We start from the raw sequence: 18,014 nt of genomic DNA on the forward strand, positions 1-18,014 counted from the left end.
TTAGCAATTAGGATAAAATGATGGATTCATCTCCCGATAAACGCTCTATAAAATCGGCCCCCATCAGCTGAGAAGGCGTATAAGTACCACCAACACAACCATTTTCTAGCAGAAAAGAGACAACCTCAATCGCCCCTATCATTGTCAAATGGTAGCCATTTGCCGTTTTAATTCGAGCGGTAGCCGTGTCACCATTAGCGTTAGTCGCTTCACCCCACACATAAGTAGGATAACGCTCCCTCTCTTTATGGCTAGGCCCCTTTACCTTTTTGGATATCCAAAATTTAGCCAAAGACTGTATGATACTCAGCTTAAGTAAAGGACGAATCAGGTTAGCGCGCCGAGCCTGACGAACCATCTTCTCAGAGCTTGGAATATATACATCTATATTCTGTATCCCCGTAGAGTGATAAGCCGTTGATATATCCCCCCAAGGAATAGTCATTGCTAACTTTTCGCCATTGCCAAAGTCAATTTTTTTTACATCGTAGGCCAATGGCACAGTGCGAATAATACCATTTCTTCTAATTTTTCCTCCGTCCGCAAGCCCCTCTATTGAGGTCTTCGCCGTCCCCGGAGAAAAGCCTGAACGCGAATCAAAGCCCAGAGAAAGCTGGGTAGCATCTGGCAAAGCGAACTTCAATATTGCGGCAACACAGTCCGTTGGAATAACATCAAAGCCGACGCCTGGGCAAATCACAGCCCCTGTTTGTCTTGCTTGTTGACTAAAGCTTTGGGCCAGTTCAAATACTGCAATCTCTCCAGTGATATCGAGATAATGCGTACCAAGCTGTGAGCATATATCCATCATGACCTCAGCCGTCGTTGAGAACGGTCCGGCACAATTAAGTAATATATCGATATCTGCAATGTTCTTTTTAACTTCCGCTTTATCAGTTAGGCTAAACGTCCTGCATTCAAGTCCTAGTGCATTCGCCACTTCTATTGTTTTTTGAGGATCTCGGCCGGCTAGGATGGGGGTAAACCCTCTTCTCACTGCCTCTTCCGCAATCAACTGTCCGGTATAACCATAGACGCCATAGATCATCCAGCGCTTTGTCTTTCCTGTCCCAGCCATTATGCCCTCTCCTTTTGACGTTCACTCATTATATTGGCTAAGCCGAGGCGCCACTCTGTCACCCTAAAATCAGGAAAGCGTGCCTTAAACTTATCTGAAACAAACACATTATCTGTCTGGTAACGAGGCAATAGCTCTCTCATATATCTGTAGCGCTTATCAAACCAACTCGCTAAACGTAGTTGAAACGATGTCACCACTCGATAGTGAGGAGATGTGCCAAATACATCCGCCGCTAAGGCAATAAACTCAGAATAAGTTAGTCGGTGATCATCACAAGGCAAGTGCCATGTTTGTCCATACGCATCAGGTGTATTGCCAATCAACGCCATCGCTCGGCTAGCATCTGGCGTATAAATAAGACTTCGTTTCACATCATCACGCAATAATACGGTTGCTCGTTTTCCTTTAAGCAAGTTATCAATGACGGCTGAGTTCGTAATGCTCTGTGTCTTTCCTGGTCCATAAAACTCCGGCGCTCGACAAATGACTGCATTTATTTGTTCTTGTTGCATCGCAGCCAATAGCATTGAGGCTATTTCCGCTCTCACGCGTCCCATCACGCCAATTGGCCGAAAAGGTGTAGATTCGACAAGCGGCGATGCAGTTTGCGGGTACATATAGGTATTATCGAAAAAGACCAAGCTAGCTTTATGAGTGATACAGGCTTGAATAACATTTCGCATTATCACCGGCCACGAAGAAGCCCAAAGCGTCGGGCTCATTGGCAAACCTGCGGTCAAATACACAATACTCGAGCCAGCAACAGCTGCTTTCGTCTGTTCTGAATCAAGTAAGTCAGCAGGAAAGACTTCATCTGTATCGTGAATTTTTTGGGGATGGCGACTAACTAAGCGAATCGACTGGGTATAATCTCGCTTCAAGGCAATTGCCAGTTCACGCCCTATCTGACCGTTAGCACCCATTATTGTTTGCATATATTGACCTCATTCAACACTCCACATTCAGTAGAATTCCTACTCTAAGGTTGAAGTAAGGTTTAAGGTCAAACTCAAATTAGTCGATTATTTTCCTGAATCTTGCTCAGGGTTGGACGATGATAAAACTAATCCTACCCGAGACATCACTCGCTGTGCGTTTTCAGCACAGTCCATGTCATACGGCTTGGCCGCAATATCATTTAACACCGTCTCCAGCTGAGCTTTATTCGCGACTATTTTTCTCTCAAGTTCTGCCAGCTCGGATATTTTGTTTTTTAGCGTGGCTACCAAACTGGCATGATCCCACTGAGAAATATTGCTTGGAAGTAACGTTCTCAGCTCGTCAAGACTAAAGCCAGCTTGCTGCCCCGCAGTGATCATAGACAATACAGTTAGTGCTTCCGGCGGATAACGTCGGTAGCCATTTGACTGACGAGTCACTGTTTTGAGAAGCCCTATGCGTTCATAAAAACGTATACGCGAGGCCGATAATCCTGATCGGCGCGCGAGTTCTCCAATTTTCATGCTGTTATCGCTCTATATAGATCGCAGTACCTCGGCTAACTATAGCATTGAAGATTCGCCAATTTTGCATGTCGGACTAAAGGAGGGATTAATAAGGTGCTAAAAAATAGCACCTTAAATTCTAGCTAAGCGGCCTTAAATGGCGTAGGAAGCGGCGCTCCGCTAAGCGGAACATCCAAAGGATGCTAAATGTCAGCGCCATATAAAACACGCCGGCGGTCAAAAACGACTCGAACGGCGCATAGTAGCGAGAGTTCACTATCCGCGCGGCACCGGTTAAATCGACAATGGTGATAATCCCTGCCACCGCTGAGCCGTGTAGCATAAACACCACTTCGTTACTGTACGCGGGTAACGCACGACGCATCGCGCTCGGCAACACAATGCGCGAAAAGGCTTTATAGGGGCTCATGCCATAAGCGATCGCCGCCTCGACTTCCCCTTTAGGGAGGCCATTAATCGCGCCACGGATGATTTCCGCTGTGTAAGCGGCGGTGTTGAGCACAAAGGCCACCAAGGCGCAGAACCAAGCGTGCTGCCACAAGCTGTTCTCGACATTGATCACTTGGCTCAAGCCGTAATAAATCAGATACAACTGAATTAACAGCGGTGTACCCCGGAAAAAATAAATAAACGCCCACGCTGGGTAGCGCCATAAAGGGAATTGCGCATTACGCGCGACCGCTACCGGCACCGCGACCACTAAGCCAATCACCAACGCAGAGGCGACCAGCCATACGGTGGTCCAAAGGCCTTCTAAGTATATCGGCCAGGTTTCGAGTACGAGAGAAAAATCCATGGTCACCTACCGCGTGTGAATGCTAAAACGACGCTCCATCCAGCGCAGTCCCGTGGTCGAGATACTGGTAAAGAGCAAGAAAATCAGTGCAACGGTAAAGTAAAAAGTAAATGGCATTTGAGTTGAGCCGGCCGCCAACGCGCCTTTTCGCACCATGTCATCAAGACCAATAATCGACACCAGCGCAGTGGTTTTGAGCAGCACCAGCCAGTTGTTACCAAAGCCTGGCAGCGCATGTCGGATCATCTGCGGCAGCAAAATACGGCGGAATGCCAAACTGCTGCTCATGCCATAAGCACGTGCGGCTTCCATTTCCCCAGCGTCCACCGCCATGATAGCGCCACGGAAGGTTTCCGCCATGTAAGCACCAAAGATAAACCCGATGGTTAGGATCCCGGCAATAAATGGGCTCACATCAATATAGTCAGGTAAATAGGATGTCCAGTCGTGATTGGGGTTTTGACCGGCCATGTATTCGTTAAGCCACTCATTGATGCCATACAAGCTGTTGTTCAGCAGCATTTGACCGCCGTAAAAAATCAGCATCATCAGCACCAGATCAGGGATCCCGCGTATGACCGTGGTATAGACCGTCGCTATCCCACGCAGCCAGCCAAATTTGGAGAGTTTCGCCAGTGCGCCCAGCATACCCAGTAGCATGGCAAGACCTAACGAGAGCAGCGCAACCTGAAGGGTCACCCATGCGCCTTCAAGCAGGGACCACTCGTAACCTTTCAAATCAATCATATGAATCGGGCAGCACTTTCATGCTGCCCGCCTGCCTATTACTCGCCGTAAACGTCGTAGTCAAAGTACTTGGCAGCAATCTCGTCATACACGCCTTTTTCACGCAACGAATCGATCGCTTGGTTGAGCTTCTTGGTCAGTTCTTTGTCTTGCTTACGTGTCGCAATCCCAAAGCCTTCACCAAACCACTCAGGGTCAGTCAGTGACGGGCCGATGAACGCAAACTCGTCACCCCCCTCTTTGTCGAGCAGCCCTTGCTGGAGTGCCGACGCATCGCCAAGGATTGACTCAATACGGCCTGCTTTTAGATCCAGGTAGGCTTCATCAAAGGTGCCGTAACGCACGATATCCACCGAGTCACCATAGTTATCAGTCAGGTATTTGTCGTGTGTGGTCGCACGTTGTACACCAATTTTAACGCCCTCTAACCCCTCTTTGGTAAAGGTCAGATCCGTGCCTTTTTCAGCCACAAATTTATTAGGGATCAGCGCGTATTTGTTAGTGAAGTCAACTTTTCGCTTCCGCTCTTCGGTAATGGACATCGCGGCGATAATGGCATCGTATTTACGTGCCAGAAGTGATGGAATAATGCCATCCCAATCCTGGGCCACAATCTTACACTTTGCCTGCATCTCTTCGCAGAGCGCATTGGCCATATCCACATCAAAGCCTTTCAGCTCGCCTTCGTTGGTGGTCCAGCTAAATGGAGGATAGGCCCCTTCGATACCGAAACGTACGACCTTCCAATCCTTGGCTGCTACGGAGGTTGACCCAACCGCGGCCATTACAGCGGCGGCAACTAGCCATTTTTTCATCTTCCTGTCTCCTGTCGTTTTTACGATGTTGTCAGGGCATTGCCCTATTGCATGGTTATGCTATTGATATTTTTAATAAATAGATTAGTAAATCGATGAGATAAACTGCTGCAAACGCTCTGATTCTGGCGAATCAAACAACTCTTTCGGGTTGCCTTGCTCTTCTACTAACCCTTGGTGCAAGAACATCACATGGTTAGAGACATCGCGCGCGAAGCTCATTTCATGGGTAACCACCAGCATGGTGCGTCCTTCCTCAGCCAGTGAGCGCATCACACCCAACACTTCTCCTACTAATTCAGGATCCAGCGCGGAGGTTGGCTCATCAAACAGCAAGACTTCTGGCTCTACCGCGAGTGCGCGCGCAATCGCTGCACGTTGTTGCTGACCACCAGATAAATGGCCTGGGTAGTAATCGCGGCGCTCATAAAGCCCTACGCGGTGCAATAACGCTTCTGCTTCTTCAATCGCTTGTGCCTTAGGCACACCTAGCACATGCACGGGCGCTTCGATAACATTTTGCAGCACCGTCATATGCGACCAAAGATTGAACCCTTGAAACACCATCGCCAGCCGCGAACGAATGCGTTGCACTTGCTTGTCACTGACGGGGATGGGCTCACCGGCACGATTGTTTTTCATTTTGATCAACTCACCGTTGACCCAAATTTCACCGCCCGTGGGGGTTTCCAGCAGATTGATACAGCGAAGAAAGGTGCTCTTGCCAGAACCGGAAGAGCCGATAATGGAAATCACGTCGCCCCGGTGGGCGTCGAGGGAAATACCTTTGAGCACTTGATGCTGCCCAAAGCTTTTTTTAAGTGATTTTACCTGTAGCGCCACAGCATCCGTCATGCGCTAACTCCTGTCATCCGTGAAATCTGTTGTGTTTGTGGTTAAAGCGCACCAAATGCACTGAGTATGGATTGAAAATATCACCCCTCAACGCAATGAGCAACATTTTGTTAACCTTTAAAGTGCATTCATTATAGTCACTATTACTGCATAAAAAGTCAATCGTAAAATTTACTGCTGAAAAAACCAACAATTGCTTTGTCAGCCATTAGCCGTACTAAACCGGCTTTAACCGAGGTAAGTATAGAAGTTAACTTGAAGAAAGCTGGTTATTTTTATCGTGAAAGCTGACAAAAATTAGCGTTGGAGGGGATAGACGTGCAATTTATTTCATTTCAATGCGATCAGCGGTGCGTAACAAAACTGTGAACACCATAGTTAAACGCCTACTAAAAAAGACAGTGGCGCTTTTAAAGTAGGCAGCCTCTCACCTTATGACAGCCGCGCGTCGCGACGTTTCGCTCGCTTCGCTTTAAGTAGCTCTAAGGTGTCACGCCAGCGCTCGGCAAGGCCGGTAGGATCACGCGCCTCCCACTGTTCTAGCGCATAGTCTGCTAGTGCATAGTCCCCAGCTTTAATCGCACTGATGGATAACCACTGCCACAGCATACGATCATCTTTCAGGCCATAAGAGAGCGCCACTTGCGCGGTATCAATCACTTCCTGCCAATGATTAAGCTGATACGCTAACATCACCTGTAGTTTGAGCGTTTGCTTGTCTGGCTCGCTCAAATTCACTTCACTGATCCGGTTTAACGCCGCCACGCGCTGGTCTGTTTTAATCAAACACTGCACCAGAAATAACTGCTCATCACGCGTGGGTAGCCGGGTCAATTGCTGTAATCCCTGTTGCCAATATAGCAATGCCTGCTGTGAGGCCCCCAGCTCCATTTGCCCGGCGGAGAGAGTCCGGTAAAGGGCAATGTCAGCATTGGCACGCGCTAAATACTGGCGTGCCGCTTGGTGCGAGCCCGCTTTAGCGTGAGCGCGTGCGGCCTGCTCTAACCAACGAGGGGCCACATCGGGTTGATTGACCAACTTATCGAATGTCGCTGCCGCCGCCTTAAAGCGTGATAGCGCCACTTCACTGAGCCCTTTGGTTTGCAGGATAAATGCATCCTCCGCGCCGAGCTTTTTCAGCTGGCGCGCATACTCAATCGCCACGTCGAAACGAGACAGGGCATAAGCAGCCTGCATCGCGAAGCGAGCAGAGGTCGGCTGCAGTGTGTGCTTATCGCGGAGCTGGCGGGCATAGTTCAATACTTCTTCATATTGCTCGACTCGAAACGCCAAGCTAATCACGGCAGTTAACGCATCCGCCTCGCTCTCTTTGCTGAGCGCGTTCAATGCCAATGCAAGACGATAGGCTCGGTAGGCTTCGGCACGCTGACCAAGGTAAAGGTGGGCGATAGCCTGCAAACGTTGCAGCTCCGCACGCTCGGAGGGTGCCAGCGCCTGCTGATCCGATGGAGTCAGCAACGTATCGGCCTCGGTGAGCGCATGTTGATAGTCGCCGTTTTGAATCGCTGCGCTCACTGTTTCCACCCCCGCGGCCTTGACAACCATAAAAGGGCAAAACAGCAAGACACCCAAGCTCAAACAACGCCACTTTGGCATCAGCATGGGAGAACAAACAAACAGGCGGAACAATCGGCGCACCATAAGGATCCATTTTTAGAGGACAATATATCGACTATAACCTATCTTTTTTATTCACTACAGCGAGCAAGCGGTGGCTGTCTTTATTTATTGACACAGATTCAGGATGCCACCACGTCCGCTTTACATCAGGCGAGTTTATCTTACTGTTTTGTAGCACATATTCGCCGCTTAGATTGGTAATTAAATTACATAAATGCTGGTTTATCGGCGAGACGAGAGGAACACAGGGTCAAAAACCTCGGCGCAAGTGGGCGTAGCACGTAAAAAAATTACACGGTAATGATCTAAGTCAACATTCTGCGCCCCCCCTGTTGTTAGCATGCTGATAACGAAACAGAACACGGCCACAAGGCCAGCGTTAACAACACATAAAGACTGGCTAAGCCACTGTTTCGAAAGCGTTTGCTTTCTGTACGACGAGGAAATTATGGCAACACATGCTCAAGACCGCAGTGTGAGTCACGAAGAAAAGAGCGAATATCAAAAGAAGCACAAGCCGGCTTCTTCATTTGCCTCCCGCGCTGACTACCTGAATCACGAACTACAAATTATGCGTCCGCGCCGTTGGGGCTTAAACTTGCCTGGCCGTGACTTCCGTTTTGAAATCGAAGACCTTGTCCCAGCGCTCGCGGGTACCATCGGCATTATTGCCATGTACTCTGCTGTGATGATGTCTTGGGCGGATGGTTTAACCGCCGCTTGGGATCACATCACCTTGGGTAAAGCGTTTGCCGTTGAAGTGGCGCGGGTAGAAATGCTTATCCCAGCGCTTCTGTTCTGTGTCCTGTTGTGCGGGTTTATAAACCCACGCGCCAACTTGGCCGGCAACCATGGGCCAATGATTCCGCTGGTCGGGACCATCGCGTTAGCAGGTGCTCACCCATTGGCATTGGGGATTCTGATTGGTGCCTTTGGCCTGATACTCAGTTACCTCAAAGGTGGCTCCAAATTAGTTAATTTGACCAGTCAAGGGGTCGCCGGTGGCTTGCTGATCTTCCTTGGCTTTGGTGGTGCAAAAGGCCAGATTGAGAGTCTGCTCGCATGGGGCGCGGCGATTGATATGGGCTATATCTCCATTTTAATTCTCGCCGTATCGATTGTGATCTATGCCTTCTTGGCGCGCATCGGTAAACGCTGGCTCGCGATTCCCGTGTGTGCGGTCACCGGCGGACTGATTGCTACCGCGCTGGGTGCTGGCTCTTCACTGGAGTTCGTTACTCAACCAGGTGTGCCTAACCTCAATCCGGTTTACTGGTGGGGCTCAACCGAGCAAGGCTGGCAGCTAGGACTTCCTAACCTGTCGCACTTCCTCGCATCCTTGCCATTTGCATTGCTCGCGGTAGCGATGTGGTCACCGGACTTTCTTGGTCACCGTATATTCCAGGAACTAAATTATCCGAAGAAAGCCGAAAAAGTATTGATGGACGTGGATGACACCATGACAGGTTGTTCTATCCGTCAAATGGTCGGTGCCTCTGTGGGTGGCGGTAACATCACTTCATCGTGGGGAACCTACATGATTCCGGCGGCGATTGCGCGTCGACCCATCCCTGGCGGTGCCATTGTACTGGGTCTGTTATGTATTGCCGTTGCCTTGATTGGCTACCCAATGGATGTCGCCACTTGGCCACCCGTGATGACCATCGCGCTACTGTCAGGTGTTTTCTTGCCCTTGCTTGAAGCAGGCATGCAGATGGTGAAAGACGCCAAGTCGAGCCAAGCAGCGGGTATTTGTATTTTCGCCTCCATGGCTGTTAACCCAGTCTTTGGTTGGGCAGTCACTATGCTCTTGGACAACAACGGCCTTATCGGTGATAAAGAGCGTCCTACAACGCTTTCTACCGTTGACCGTCTGGTGATTCCAACCGCCACAGTGATCATTTGTATTGCTGCCATGTTGGCAGTCGGAATGATTCCCGGCATTCCATCTTTGTTGTAATAACATTGCCCCGCTTTCGGGCGGGGTATCCGGATAAATCGATGGGTCGCAGGCGTCAGCCATACTGACAAATACGATGACTGAACCTGGTCCCAATACATATCTTTTTGAAAAGAGTACAGGTAGGTGCAACATGTCTGAGCACGTTTCCAATGCATGGGAAGGATTTGTTGAAGGTAACTGGAGCAAAGAAGTTGATGTTCGTGACTTCATCCAGAAAAACTATACCCCTTACGAGGGCGACGAATCATTCCTAGTTTCTGAGCCAACTGACGCCACTCGCAAACTGTGGGCGCGCGTGATGGAAGGCATCAAGCAAGAGAACGCGACGCATGCACCGGTTGATTTTGATACGTCTGTGGTTTCTACCCTGACGTCTCACGACGCCGGCTACATCGAGAAAGATCTGGAACAGATTGTCGGTCTACAGACTGACGCGCCGCTAAAACGCGCGATGCTCCCGTATGGTGGTATCCGCATGGTTCAAGGGTCATGCGACGCCTATGGCCGCGAACTTGACCCACAAGTGAAGAAAATCTTCACCGAATATCGTAAAACCCACAACCAAGGCGTTTTCGATATTTATACCCCAGAAATCATGAAGTGCCGTAAATCTGGCGTGTTGACCGGTTTGCCTGATGCATATGGCCGTGGCCGTATCATCGGTGACTACCGTCGTGTTGCGCTATACGGTATCGACTTCTTGATGAAAGACAAGAAAGCCCAATTCGACTCGCTGCAAGAGAAATTCGAAAACGGCGAAGATCTGCAGATGACCATGCAGCTGCGTGAAGAAATTGCAGAGCAGCATCGCGCACTGGGTCAATTGAAAGAAATGGCCGCAAAATACGGCTGTGACATTTCTCGCCCAGCCGAAACCGCGCAAGAAGCCATTCAGTGGACATACTTCGGTTACTTGGGTGCAGTGAAAACCCAAAACGGTGCCGCCATGTCGCTTGGCCGTACCTCTACCTTCCTCGATATCTATGTAGAGCGCGATATCGCGGCGGGTAAACTGACTGAAGAGCAAGCGCAAGAGCTGATCGACCACTTCGTGATGAAGCTACGCATGGTGCGCTTCCTGCGTACGCCTGAGTATGATGATCTCTTCTCTGGTGACCCAATTTGGGCAACAGAATCTGTTGCCGGTATGGGTGTTGACGGTCGTCCACTGGTTTCACGTACCAGCTTCCGTTTCCTTAACAGCCTATACACCATGGGGCCAAGCCCAGAGCCAAACATCACCGTGCTTTGGTCTGAGCAGCTACCAGAAGGCTTCAAAAAGTTCTGTGCCAAAGTCTCTATCGACACCTCGTCTATCCAGTACGAGAACGACGATCTGATGCGCACTGACTTTGACAATGACGACTATGCGATTGCGTGCTGCGTGTCACCCATGATTGTTGGTAAGCAGATGCAATTCTTTGGTGCCCGTGCCAACTTGGCGAAAACCCTGCTTTATACCATCAACGGTGGTATTGACGAGAAGCTGAAAATCCAAGTTGCGCCTGAACACGCGCCAATGACTGACGAAGTGTTGGACTATGACAAAGTCATGGACCGCATGGATCACCTGATGGATTGGCTGGCTAAACAGTATGTGACTGCCCTAAACAGCATTCACTTCATGCACGACAAGTACAGCTATGAAGCGGCACTGATGGCTTTCCACGACCGTGATGTGTATCGCACCATGGCATGTGGTATCGCGGGCCTCTCGGTAGCAGCTGACTCATTAGCCGCGATTAAATACGCCAAAGTGAAGCCTGTTCGTGACGAAGACGGTATTGCTATCGACTTTGATATCGAAGGCGAATACCCAGCATTTGGTAACAACGACGAGCGTGTTGACCAAATCGCTTGTGACCTGGTTGAGCGCTTCATGAACAAAATCCGTTCACTGAAGACCTACCGTGACGCGGTGCCTACCCAGTCTATCCTGACTATCACTTCAAACGTGGTATACGGTAAGAAAACGGGTAACACGCCTGACGGTCGTAAAGCCGGCATGCCATTTGGCCCAGGTGCTAACCCTATGCACGGCCGTGATGAAAAAGGCGCGGTTGCGTCACTGACATCTGTCGGTAAACTGCCATTTGCTCACGCCAAAGACGGTATTTCTTATACCTTCTCTATCGTGCCAAATGCACTGGGTAAAGATGAGAACGCACAACGCGCTAACTTGGCAGGCTTGATGGATGGTTACTTCCACCACGAAAGCGGTCAAGAAGGTGGCCAGCACTTGAACGTCAACGTGATGAACCGTGAAATGCTGCTGGACGCGATGGAGCACCCTGAGAACTATCCTCAGCTGACCATCCGTGTTTCTGGTTACGCGGTACGTTTTAACTCGCTGACCAAAGAGCAGCAACAAGACGTGATTACCCGTACCTTTACCTCTTCACTGTAAGAGATAAATAAGGGTTAACGCCTAAAGAAAAAACCGCCGGCAATGCTGGCGGTTTTTGTTTGTCTGTCGTTTTTCAGCGCTATGTCTTTCTTTGTCCGGGGGCAACGCCAAAAAGCCGACGCCCAGCGAACAGTTGTTTAACCTGCCAGCTAGGCGCAATCAGCCATTACCCCACTTCAAAGCGGTCCAACTTACTGTCCAACTCACGTGCTGAATCGGCAAGCAGCTGGCTTTGCTCGGCAAGGTGCGACGCCGCACCGCTCACTTCGTTGGCCGAGTTGTGAATATTACTCACATTTTGGTTCATCTCTTCCGACACCGTCCCCTGCTCTTCTGCCGCCGCGGCGATTTGTACCACGCGGTCATTCGAGCCATGTAAGGCACTCACCATTTCCTTCAACTGCGCTTGGGTTTCTAGCGCCGTATTGACACTGTCTTCACTCGATTGATGACTTGATGTCATTGCCTCAGCGGCCTCAATCGCATTGTTGGTGAGCGATTCAATCGTGCCTTGAATTTGAGTGGTCGATTTTTGCGTGCCTTGAGCGAGCGAGCGCACTTCATCGGCCACCACCGCAAAGCCACGGCCTTGCTCACCCGCTCGCGCCGCTTCAATCGCCGCATTGAGTGCCAGCAGGTTAGTTTGCTCAGAGATGCCTTGGATCACCGTCGCCACATCACTGATCTCCATCACCCCTTGCTTCACTTGATTCACCAATTTATCCGCTGCGGCAATACGCTCAGCCACCTCACGAATACTGGCCACCGTGCTATCTAGCTTGTGGTTGCTGTCTTCCGCCATCGACGAAATATCGTTGGTTGCTTGCGCGGTTTGCTCGGCGTGATCGGCAACATCGGCCACGGTAGCCGTCATTTCGTTCATCGCCGTGGCGAGCTGCTCAAGTTGTGCGCGCTGCGATTGAATGCTTTGTGCACTTTCCTCACTGGCTGATGCTATGGAGGAGGCCATGGTCGATGATTGCTTGGCTTCATCATGCGCCACACGCAGCGCCTCGCGGACACTGCTCATCGCGGTATCCATTCGCCGAGCGAGTTTGCCAATTTCGTCATGACGGGTATAACCACACTCGACCCGAAGATCGCCACCGGCAATGCGATCGAATTTTTCCACCAGCTCATCCAAGGGCACCACGATATCGCGGCTGACAAACCCACCCGCTACCAGCAAGATAGCGCCAGATAACAGAGTTAAACCTCCAATTTGCCAAGCGGATTGTATCACCCGCTCCTCAATATCACTGACATGCACGCCTGAGCCAATAATCCAATTCCAGCCATCAACGCGTTTCACATAGGAAATTTTCGGCTTCATCTCGCCCTCAGGTGAACGCCAGGTGTAATCGAGCACGCCGCCCTGCGCGCCTTGACTGACTTGCACCATCTCACGCCAGTGGTGCTTGCCGTCACCATCGGTCAGCCCATCCGCACTGGTGCCGTTTAGCTTGGGCTTGATCGGGTGATTCACTATGGTGAGGTCGGGCTTGAGTACCCAAAAGTAATTATTCCCGTCGTAACGCAGTTTATTAAGCTGCGCGATCGCTTGTGCCTTTGCTTCGTCTACGCCAATTTGTGGTGCCTGCTGGCGATAATAGGCCACCACACTTTGCGCCACCTCAATATTGGCACGCAAGGAAGCCGTCCGTTCAGCATAAGACTGCTCCCGCTCTTTGTTGATGGTGTACGCGCTGATCCCTGCCAGCAACACAACGGCAACCAGCATTAGTGCAACAAGCTTATTTTTCACTCTCAGATCACTGATTTTTCTCATTATAAGTCCTAGCATTTGCTTTGATCCTAGCCTGACACCAAGCATGTCCTTGCTTGCATGCAACCTGGCATAAGCATGTATCGCTTTGGCGACGTGTCGCACGTAAGTTTGGACAAAAAAACAAAAAGTCACAAAATCTGCATGGAATTTATCTGGTTAACGTCTCATTCGCTAGGCGACGAAAAACTGGAACTGTGATCAAGCTATGACAGGGATGCAACATAGAAGAAATACGAAGGTGAGAAGTGCGAAAAAGCCAGGAATTCCCTTATCTTCACACTGGGTTTGTAATAAAATGACGGTATAGCCATTCGCAGTCTGGAGACAGCTATGTCGACAATTGGTCGCATCCATTCGTTTGAGTCCTGTGGCACCGTAGATGGCCCTGGCATCCGCTTTATTGTCTTTATGCAAGGCTGCTTGATGCGGTGCAAATACTGCCATAACCGTGATACGTGGGACACGCACGGCGGCAAAGAAGTCACCGTGGATGAAATAATGAAAGATGTGCGTGCCTATCGCCATTTTATTACCGCCTCGGGTGGCGGGGTGACAGCATCTGGCGGTGAGGCCATGTTGCAACCTGAGTTTGTGCGTGACTTTTTCCAAGCCGCTAACGCGGAAGGGATCCACACCTGTTTAGATACCAACGGCTATATTCGCAAACATACCCCGGTGATTGATGAAGTCCTTGATGCCACCGATTTAGTGATGCTGGATTTGAAGCAACTCAACGATGAAGTCCACGAAGACTTAGTGGGCGTATCAAACCGGCGAACGCTTGACTTTGCTAAGTACCTGCACAAAATTGGGCAAAAAACCTGGATTCGTTACGTGGTTGTCCCCGGCTACACCGATGATGACGACTCTGCCCATCGTCTTGGCCAATTTATTCAAGACATGGATAACATCGAAAAAGTTGAGTTACTTCCCTACCACCAACTCGGCGCGCACAAATGGGAAGCGCTGGGTCATGAGTACGAACTGCAAGACGTCTCGCCCCCATCAAAAGAAGTGATGGATAGCGTCAAAGCGATTATTGCCAGTTACGGTCACAGTGTCACCTACTAAGCGTTAACCTCATAAAGCCGGCCATGCAGCCGGCTTTTTCGCCTTACATCTCGCGTCGCCGCGCCTTCGTCATTCGAATGGCTTCTCGAATAATACAGTCACGCAACGGGTTATCCGCCGCGTCTGCTCGCCAGATAAACGACAATGTGCGGCGCATATTTAGCTCCGGCACATTCAGCGCCACCAGCTCTTCGCGTTCTATCCACTTCTCGACATCAAGATACGGCAAGCAACTGAGGTAGTTGGAGTTAGCCACCAAGGTGCGCAATACTGGCACCTGCTCATACTCACGACGCACATCAAGATCTTCGATAACGCCATGAATGGCACTATCAAAACTGTGTCGCGTCCCCGCTCCCGGCTCTCGCAATACCCACTGGGCTTGCTCAAGTTGCGCCAAACTTACTTGATCGCGCTGCGCGTAAGGGTGATGCTTGGCTGCCACCACCACCAAATGGTCATGGCACCACACCTGTTGCTTCAACCGGCTGTCGTCACAACGCCCTTCAATGATCCCCAAGTCGTGCTGATACCGACGCACACTATCAATCACCTTCTGGGTATTTTTCACCGTAAAGTCGATTCTCAGCTCGGGAAAATCACTATCAATAATACTGATAAGGTCTGGAATTAGGTGTTCTGCTGCGGTCTGACTGGCAATTAAGGCAATATCACCACTAATAATGTGCTGCCCATCAAACCCTGCTTCAATTTGTTGCGCGTCAAACAACAGTTGTCGTGCTTTGGGTCGCAACCATGCTCCCCAATAGGTGAGCTGCATTTGCTTACCTTGGCGCTCAAAGAGCGGCCTACCGAGTAGCTTTTCAAGCTGCGAAAGCGCCATGCTAGTCGCCGACTGTGTTAACGCTAAATGGTCGGCAGCACGGCTCACACTGCCCATCGCGGCAATCGCTTCAAACACCGCGAGCTGCTTGAGTGAGTAGCGCATCTAGGATCCTTACTGTCTGACTTTGATGACATCAGACTATCAATTTTTGTGATTATGACCCTAAGCAATATCAATTTTACTCCTGATAACCAGACGAATAGGCTGGATTTATTCACATCCAGTCTAAAAAGGAGTACAACCAGTATGTTTTTTTGTCTTCAAGGTCGGGTACGCATTGCCAAAAGAGGAGGCAGCCGATGGTAACCCCTATCCACACTGACGGCCCCGCTGCGCTGCTGGTGCAAGCCGAGCAATACGCAGAGAGCAAATCGCGCAAATCGACCCGTATGGCCGTCGGACTCGCGATGATGGCAGGCCTATTTATCGGGTTAGCGTTCGTGTTTTACCTCACGGTCACCACAGGCAGTAATGCCGGCTGGGGGCTCACCCGACTGATGGGCGGACTGGCCTTTAGCATGGGGCTGATCCTCGTGGTGCTCGGTGGGGCCGAGTTGTTTACCAGCACGGTGCTATCAATGCTCGCGCGTGCCAACGGCAAAATTAGTACGCGCAGCCTGCTTTATACCTGGGCAAGGGTATATATCGGCAACTTATGTGGCGCACTCTTGTTGGTGCTGATCGTGATGGCAGCGGGTTTGTATCAGCTTGATGATGGTCAATGGGGGCTCAACGCCCTACACGTTGCGCAGCACAAACTGCATCACAGCTGGCTGCAAGCGTTTTCCCTTGGCGTGCTCTGTAACTTGCTGGTTTGTTTAGCGATTTGGATGACATTCACCTCACAAAACCCACTGACTAAAGCCGTGATGGTGATTTTGCCTGTCGCCATGTTTGTCAGCACCGGTTTTGAGCACAGCGTCGCCAATATGTTCATGGTGCCATTGGGCATGAGCATTGCCACCTTCGCACCAGACAGCTTTTGGCAAGCGGTGGGCAGCTCCCCCGCAGCCTTTAATGACGTCAATCTCATCCAGTTTATTAGCGCCAATTTAATCCCCGTCACCCTCGGCAATATCGTGGGTGGTGCCGGCCTTGTCGGCATGGGCTATTGGCTGATTATTAACCCAGAAAGAGAAAACAAAACCGCGCACATTTCTTCATTGACGCTCCCGTCTGTGCCTTATTCTGAGAGACCTGTTATGACCCAAGAAACCTTAACCATTGAAAACAATATGCAACCGGCTCAATGTGCCTTAAAAGCCCAGCAGTTTGTGGCTGACGCCATAGAGCAACTTAACCGCCATCAACTTCAAGGCGCCCCTGTGGTAGACAGCCAGAATCAACTGGTTGGCTTTTTCTCGGTGCAGGATGTCTTAGTGGATTTATGGTGGAATGACTATCAACCAAATATGGATGCGAAAGTTGAAGATCTGATGCGCACCGAGGTACAAACGGTTGAGGCAGACCAATCGGTGATTGAACTGGCACAGTACATGAGCATTGATAATCAAGTGCTTTACCCGGTCAGTGATACGGGGATTGCCACTCGCTTTACCACCCAATCAGCGTTAGAGCGAGCCAAAACACAAACCTTATCGCGCCCCTATATTTATCCGGTGATGAAAGATGAGCGCTTGGTGGGGGTGATCACGCGCGCCAATGTGGTTCGAGCACTCGCGCCACTTTACGGCAATGCGATGGATATTCTTCCCGCCGATGCGAAAGAAGGCTTAGTCACCGCGTAAAGCTAGGATTGTCACGACCAATAACGCCGCTAGCCTGCACTGGCGGCGTTTTTTTATCGATATTTCACTTATAGTTTTTCGCGGTCATTGACGCATACACTAACGCTCGGGTGAGAGATACTCTCGATCGTAAAAAGTGCGTAGCCAATGCGGGCGGTACACCGCCATCACCGTCACCGCCATGCCATTTAATAGCGCCTCAGGGAACCACATCAGTAGCGCAATTTGCAGGTAGTTATGGACAATATCTTGCCAGCTGTGCCTGTCGGCCAACCAATACCACAACGAGGTCACGGAGAGCTGGAATACCATGGTCAGCGCCGCACCAATAAATGCAGCGATAAAGATGTAAATAAACAAATGTCGGGTTAAGTAGTGGTAACTGAGCGCGAAAACGCCATAACTAAAAGTGATAGGTAACACCGCCGTGGTCAATGCGGTCATGCCCACATCAGCAACGGGAACAAAACCAAACACCGCCATCAACGCCAGTGGCACAGTGGCAATCCAAATGGCAATGCGCCAACCGTGGCACAAAGCTAAGGTGGTCACACCTAAAAAGTGGATATCCAGCCCTTCTTTAATCCCCGCCTGGAGAGCCCACAAGGCAAACAGCACCACCGCGGAGGAAAACGCCAAATGCTGATACCCGGTTTCTTGGCGCAGCTTAGAGAAAAACTCTGGTGGATAGGTCCGATACAGCACCGCTGCCCACAATAACCAGCCGCCCCACTGCCAACCACTCACTTCGGCGAACTCAAACATATTCAATCCCTAGTCACTGACCT

General features: G+C 50.3%; 15 protein-coding genes. 4 read left to right on the forward strand and 11 right to left on the reverse strand.

Annotated elements, in window-relative coordinates:
* Positions 1-7 precede the first annotated feature (7 nt).
* The 8 genes from WN56_RS03575 to WN56_RS03610 all read right to left on the reverse strand — a co-directional run bounded on the left by WN56_RS03575 (position 8) and on the right by WN56_RS03610 (position 7,296).
* Positions 8-1,078 (reverse strand): trans-acting enoyl reductase family protein, encoded by a 1,071-nt coding sequence (locus WN56_RS03575; protein ID WP_046073641.1) that lies wholly within the window; start codon positions 1,076-1,078, stop codon positions 8-10.
* The gene (locus WN56_RS03580; RefSeq protein ID WP_046073642.1) at positions 1,078-2,016 is read right to left on the reverse strand and encodes an NAD-dependent epimerase/dehydratase family protein; all 939 of its coding nucleotides are present in this window, start codon (positions 2,014-2,016) and stop codon (positions 1,078-1,080) included. The genes WN56_RS03575 and WN56_RS03580 overlap by 1 nt, the downstream gene beginning before the upstream one ends.
* Before the next feature lie 87 nt (positions 2,017-2,103).
* Entirely contained in the window at positions 2,104-2,544 is a 441-nt protein-coding gene (locus tag WN56_RS03585) for a MerR family transcriptional regulator (protein ID WP_046073643.1), read from the reverse strand.
* Between the two features lie 121 nt (positions 2,545-2,665).
* Positions 2,666-3,343, reverse strand: coding sequence for an ABC transporter permease (locus WN56_RS03590; protein WP_046073644.1), 678 nt, complete (start codon positions 3,341-3,343; stop codon positions 2,666-2,668).
* A gap of 6 nt (positions 3,344-3,349) precedes the next feature.
* On the reverse strand, positions 3,350-4,090 hold the full coding sequence (locus WN56_RS03595; RefSeq protein ID WP_046073645.1) for an ABC transporter permease: 741 nt from the start codon (positions 4,088-4,090) through the stop codon (positions 3,350-3,352).
* Positions 4,091-4,128: 38 nt separating this feature from the next.
* A complete protein-coding gene (locus tag WN56_RS03600; RefSeq protein ID WP_046073646.1) occupies positions 4,129-4,905 on the reverse strand; it encodes an ABC transporter substrate-binding protein in 777 nt (258 codons plus the stop codon).
* A gap of 84 nt (positions 4,906-4,989) precedes the next feature.
* The gene (locus WN56_RS03605) at positions 4,990-5,760 is read right to left on the reverse strand and encodes an ABC transporter ATP-binding protein (protein ID WP_046073647.1); all 771 of its coding nucleotides are present in this window, start codon (positions 5,758-5,760) and stop codon (positions 4,990-4,992) included.
* Between the two features lie 432 nt (positions 5,761-6,192).
* On the reverse strand, positions 6,193-7,296 hold the full coding sequence (locus WN56_RS03610) for a hypothetical protein (RefSeq protein ID WP_156146654.1): 1,104 nt from the start codon (positions 7,294-7,296) through the stop codon (positions 6,193-6,195).
* Positions 7,297-7,849: 553 nt separating this feature from the next.
* On the opposite strand from WN56_RS03610, the gene WN56_RS03615 reads away from it, so the two are divergent.
* Together WN56_RS03615 and pflB are read left to right on the forward strand one after the other, a co-directional pair.
* On the forward strand, positions 7,850-9,361 hold the full coding sequence (locus tag WN56_RS03615; protein WP_046073649.1) for a DUF3360 family protein: 1,512 nt from the start codon (positions 7,850-7,852) through the stop codon (positions 9,359-9,361).
* Between the two features lie 133 nt (positions 9,362-9,494).
* Positions 9,495-11,771 carry a formate C-acetyltransferase gene (pflB, locus tag WN56_RS03620; protein WP_046073650.1) on the forward strand — a complete coding sequence of 759 codons (2,277 nt, stop codon included), beginning with the start codon at positions 9,495-9,497 and terminating at the stop codon, positions 11,769-11,771.
* A 166-nt stretch (positions 11,772-11,937) separates the two neighbouring features.
* Here the strand turns inward: pflB and WN56_RS03625 are convergent, their stop codons facing one another.
* Positions 11,938-13,560, reverse strand: coding sequence for a methyl-accepting chemotaxis protein (locus tag WN56_RS03625; protein WP_046073651.1), 1,623 nt, complete (start codon positions 13,558-13,560; stop codon positions 11,938-11,940).
* 330 nt (positions 13,561-13,890) lie between these two features.
* On the opposite strand from WN56_RS03625, the gene pflA reads away from it, so the two are divergent.
* Positions 13,891-14,631: a pyruvate formate lyase 1-activating protein gene (gene pflA / locus WN56_RS03630; RefSeq protein WP_046073652.1), complete on the forward strand. Its 741-nt coding sequence runs from the start codon at positions 13,891-13,893 to the stop codon at positions 14,629-14,631.
* Between the two features lie 43 nt (positions 14,632-14,674).
* Here pflA and WN56_RS03635 read toward each other — a convergent pair whose 3' ends face one another.
* Positions 14,675-15,580, reverse strand: coding sequence for a LysR substrate-binding domain-containing protein (locus WN56_RS03635; RefSeq protein ID WP_046073653.1), 906 nt, complete (start codon positions 15,578-15,580; stop codon positions 14,675-14,677).
* A gap of 197 nt (positions 15,581-15,777) precedes the next feature.
* On the opposite strand from WN56_RS03635, the gene focA reads away from it, so the two are divergent.
* Positions 15,778-17,226, forward strand: coding sequence for a formate transporter FocA (gene focA / locus WN56_RS03640; RefSeq protein WP_046073654.1), 1,449 nt, complete (start codon positions 15,778-15,780; stop codon positions 17,224-17,226).
* 99 nt (positions 17,227-17,325) lie between these two features.
* Here focA and WN56_RS03645 read toward each other — a convergent pair whose 3' ends face one another.
* On the reverse strand, positions 17,326-17,991 hold the full coding sequence (locus WN56_RS03645; protein ID WP_082084413.1) for an energy-coupling factor ABC transporter permease: 666 nt from the start codon (positions 17,989-17,991) through the stop codon (positions 17,326-17,328).
* Positions 17,992-18,014 lie beyond the last annotated feature (23 nt).

Source organism: Salinivibrio sp. KP-1 (assembly GCF_000968645.1).
Lineage (GTDB): Bacteria > Pseudomonadota > Gammaproteobacteria > Enterobacterales > Vibrionaceae > Salinivibrio > Salinivibrio siamensis.

Bases quoted from the DNA above. Each gene is read 5' to 3' on its own strand.
- WN56_RS03605 (WP_046073647.1), bottom strand. From the start codon at position 5,760: ATGACGGATGCTGTGGCGCTACAGGTAAAATCACTTAAAAAAAGCTTT.
- pflA (WP_046073652.1), top strand. From the start codon at position 13,891: ATGTCGACAATTGGTCGCATCCATTCGTTTGAGTCCTGTGGCACCGTA.
- WN56_RS03625 (WP_046073651.1), bottom strand. From the start codon at position 13,560: ATGAGAAAAATCAGTGATCTGAGAGTGAAAAATAAGCTTGTTGCACTA.
- WN56_RS03615 (WP_046073649.1), top strand. From the start codon at position 7,850: ATGGCAACACATGCTCAAGACCGCAGTGTGAGTCACGAAGAAAAGAGC.
- WN56_RS03645 (WP_082084413.1), bottom strand. From the start codon at position 17,991: ATGTTTGAGTTCGCCGAAGTGAGTGGTTGGCAGTGGGGCGGCTGGTTA.
- WN56_RS03575 (WP_046073641.1), bottom strand. From the start codon at position 1,078: ATGGCTGGGACAGGAAAGACAAAGCGCTGGATGATCTATGGCGTCTAT.
- WN56_RS03585 (WP_046073643.1), bottom strand. From the start codon at position 2,544: ATGAAAATTGGAGAACTCGCGCGCCGATCAGGATTATCGGCCTCGCGT.
- WN56_RS03600 (WP_046073646.1), bottom strand. From the start codon at position 4,905: ATGAAAAAATGGCTAGTTGCCGCCGCTGTAATGGCCGCGGTTGGGTCA.
- WN56_RS03595 (WP_046073645.1), bottom strand. From the start codon at position 4,090: ATGATTGATTTGAAAGGTTACGAGTGGTCCCTGCTTGAAGGCGCATGG.
- pflB (WP_046073650.1), top strand. From the start codon at position 9,495: ATGTCTGAGCACGTTTCCAATGCATGGGAAGGATTTGTTGAAGGTAAC.
- WN56_RS03635 (WP_046073653.1), bottom strand. From the start codon at position 15,580: ATGCGCTACTCACTCAAGCAGCTCGCGGTGTTTGAAGCGATTGCCGCG.
- focA (WP_046073654.1), top strand. From the start codon at position 15,778: ATGGTAACCCCTATCCACACTGACGGCCCCGCTGCGCTGCTGGTGCAA.
- WN56_RS03580 (WP_046073642.1), bottom strand. From the start codon at position 2,016: ATGCAAACAATAATGGGTGCTAACGGTCAGATAGGGCGTGAACTGGCA.
- WN56_RS03590 (WP_046073644.1), bottom strand. From the start codon at position 3,343: ATGGATTTTTCTCTCGTACTCGAAACCTGGCCGATATACTTAGAAGGC.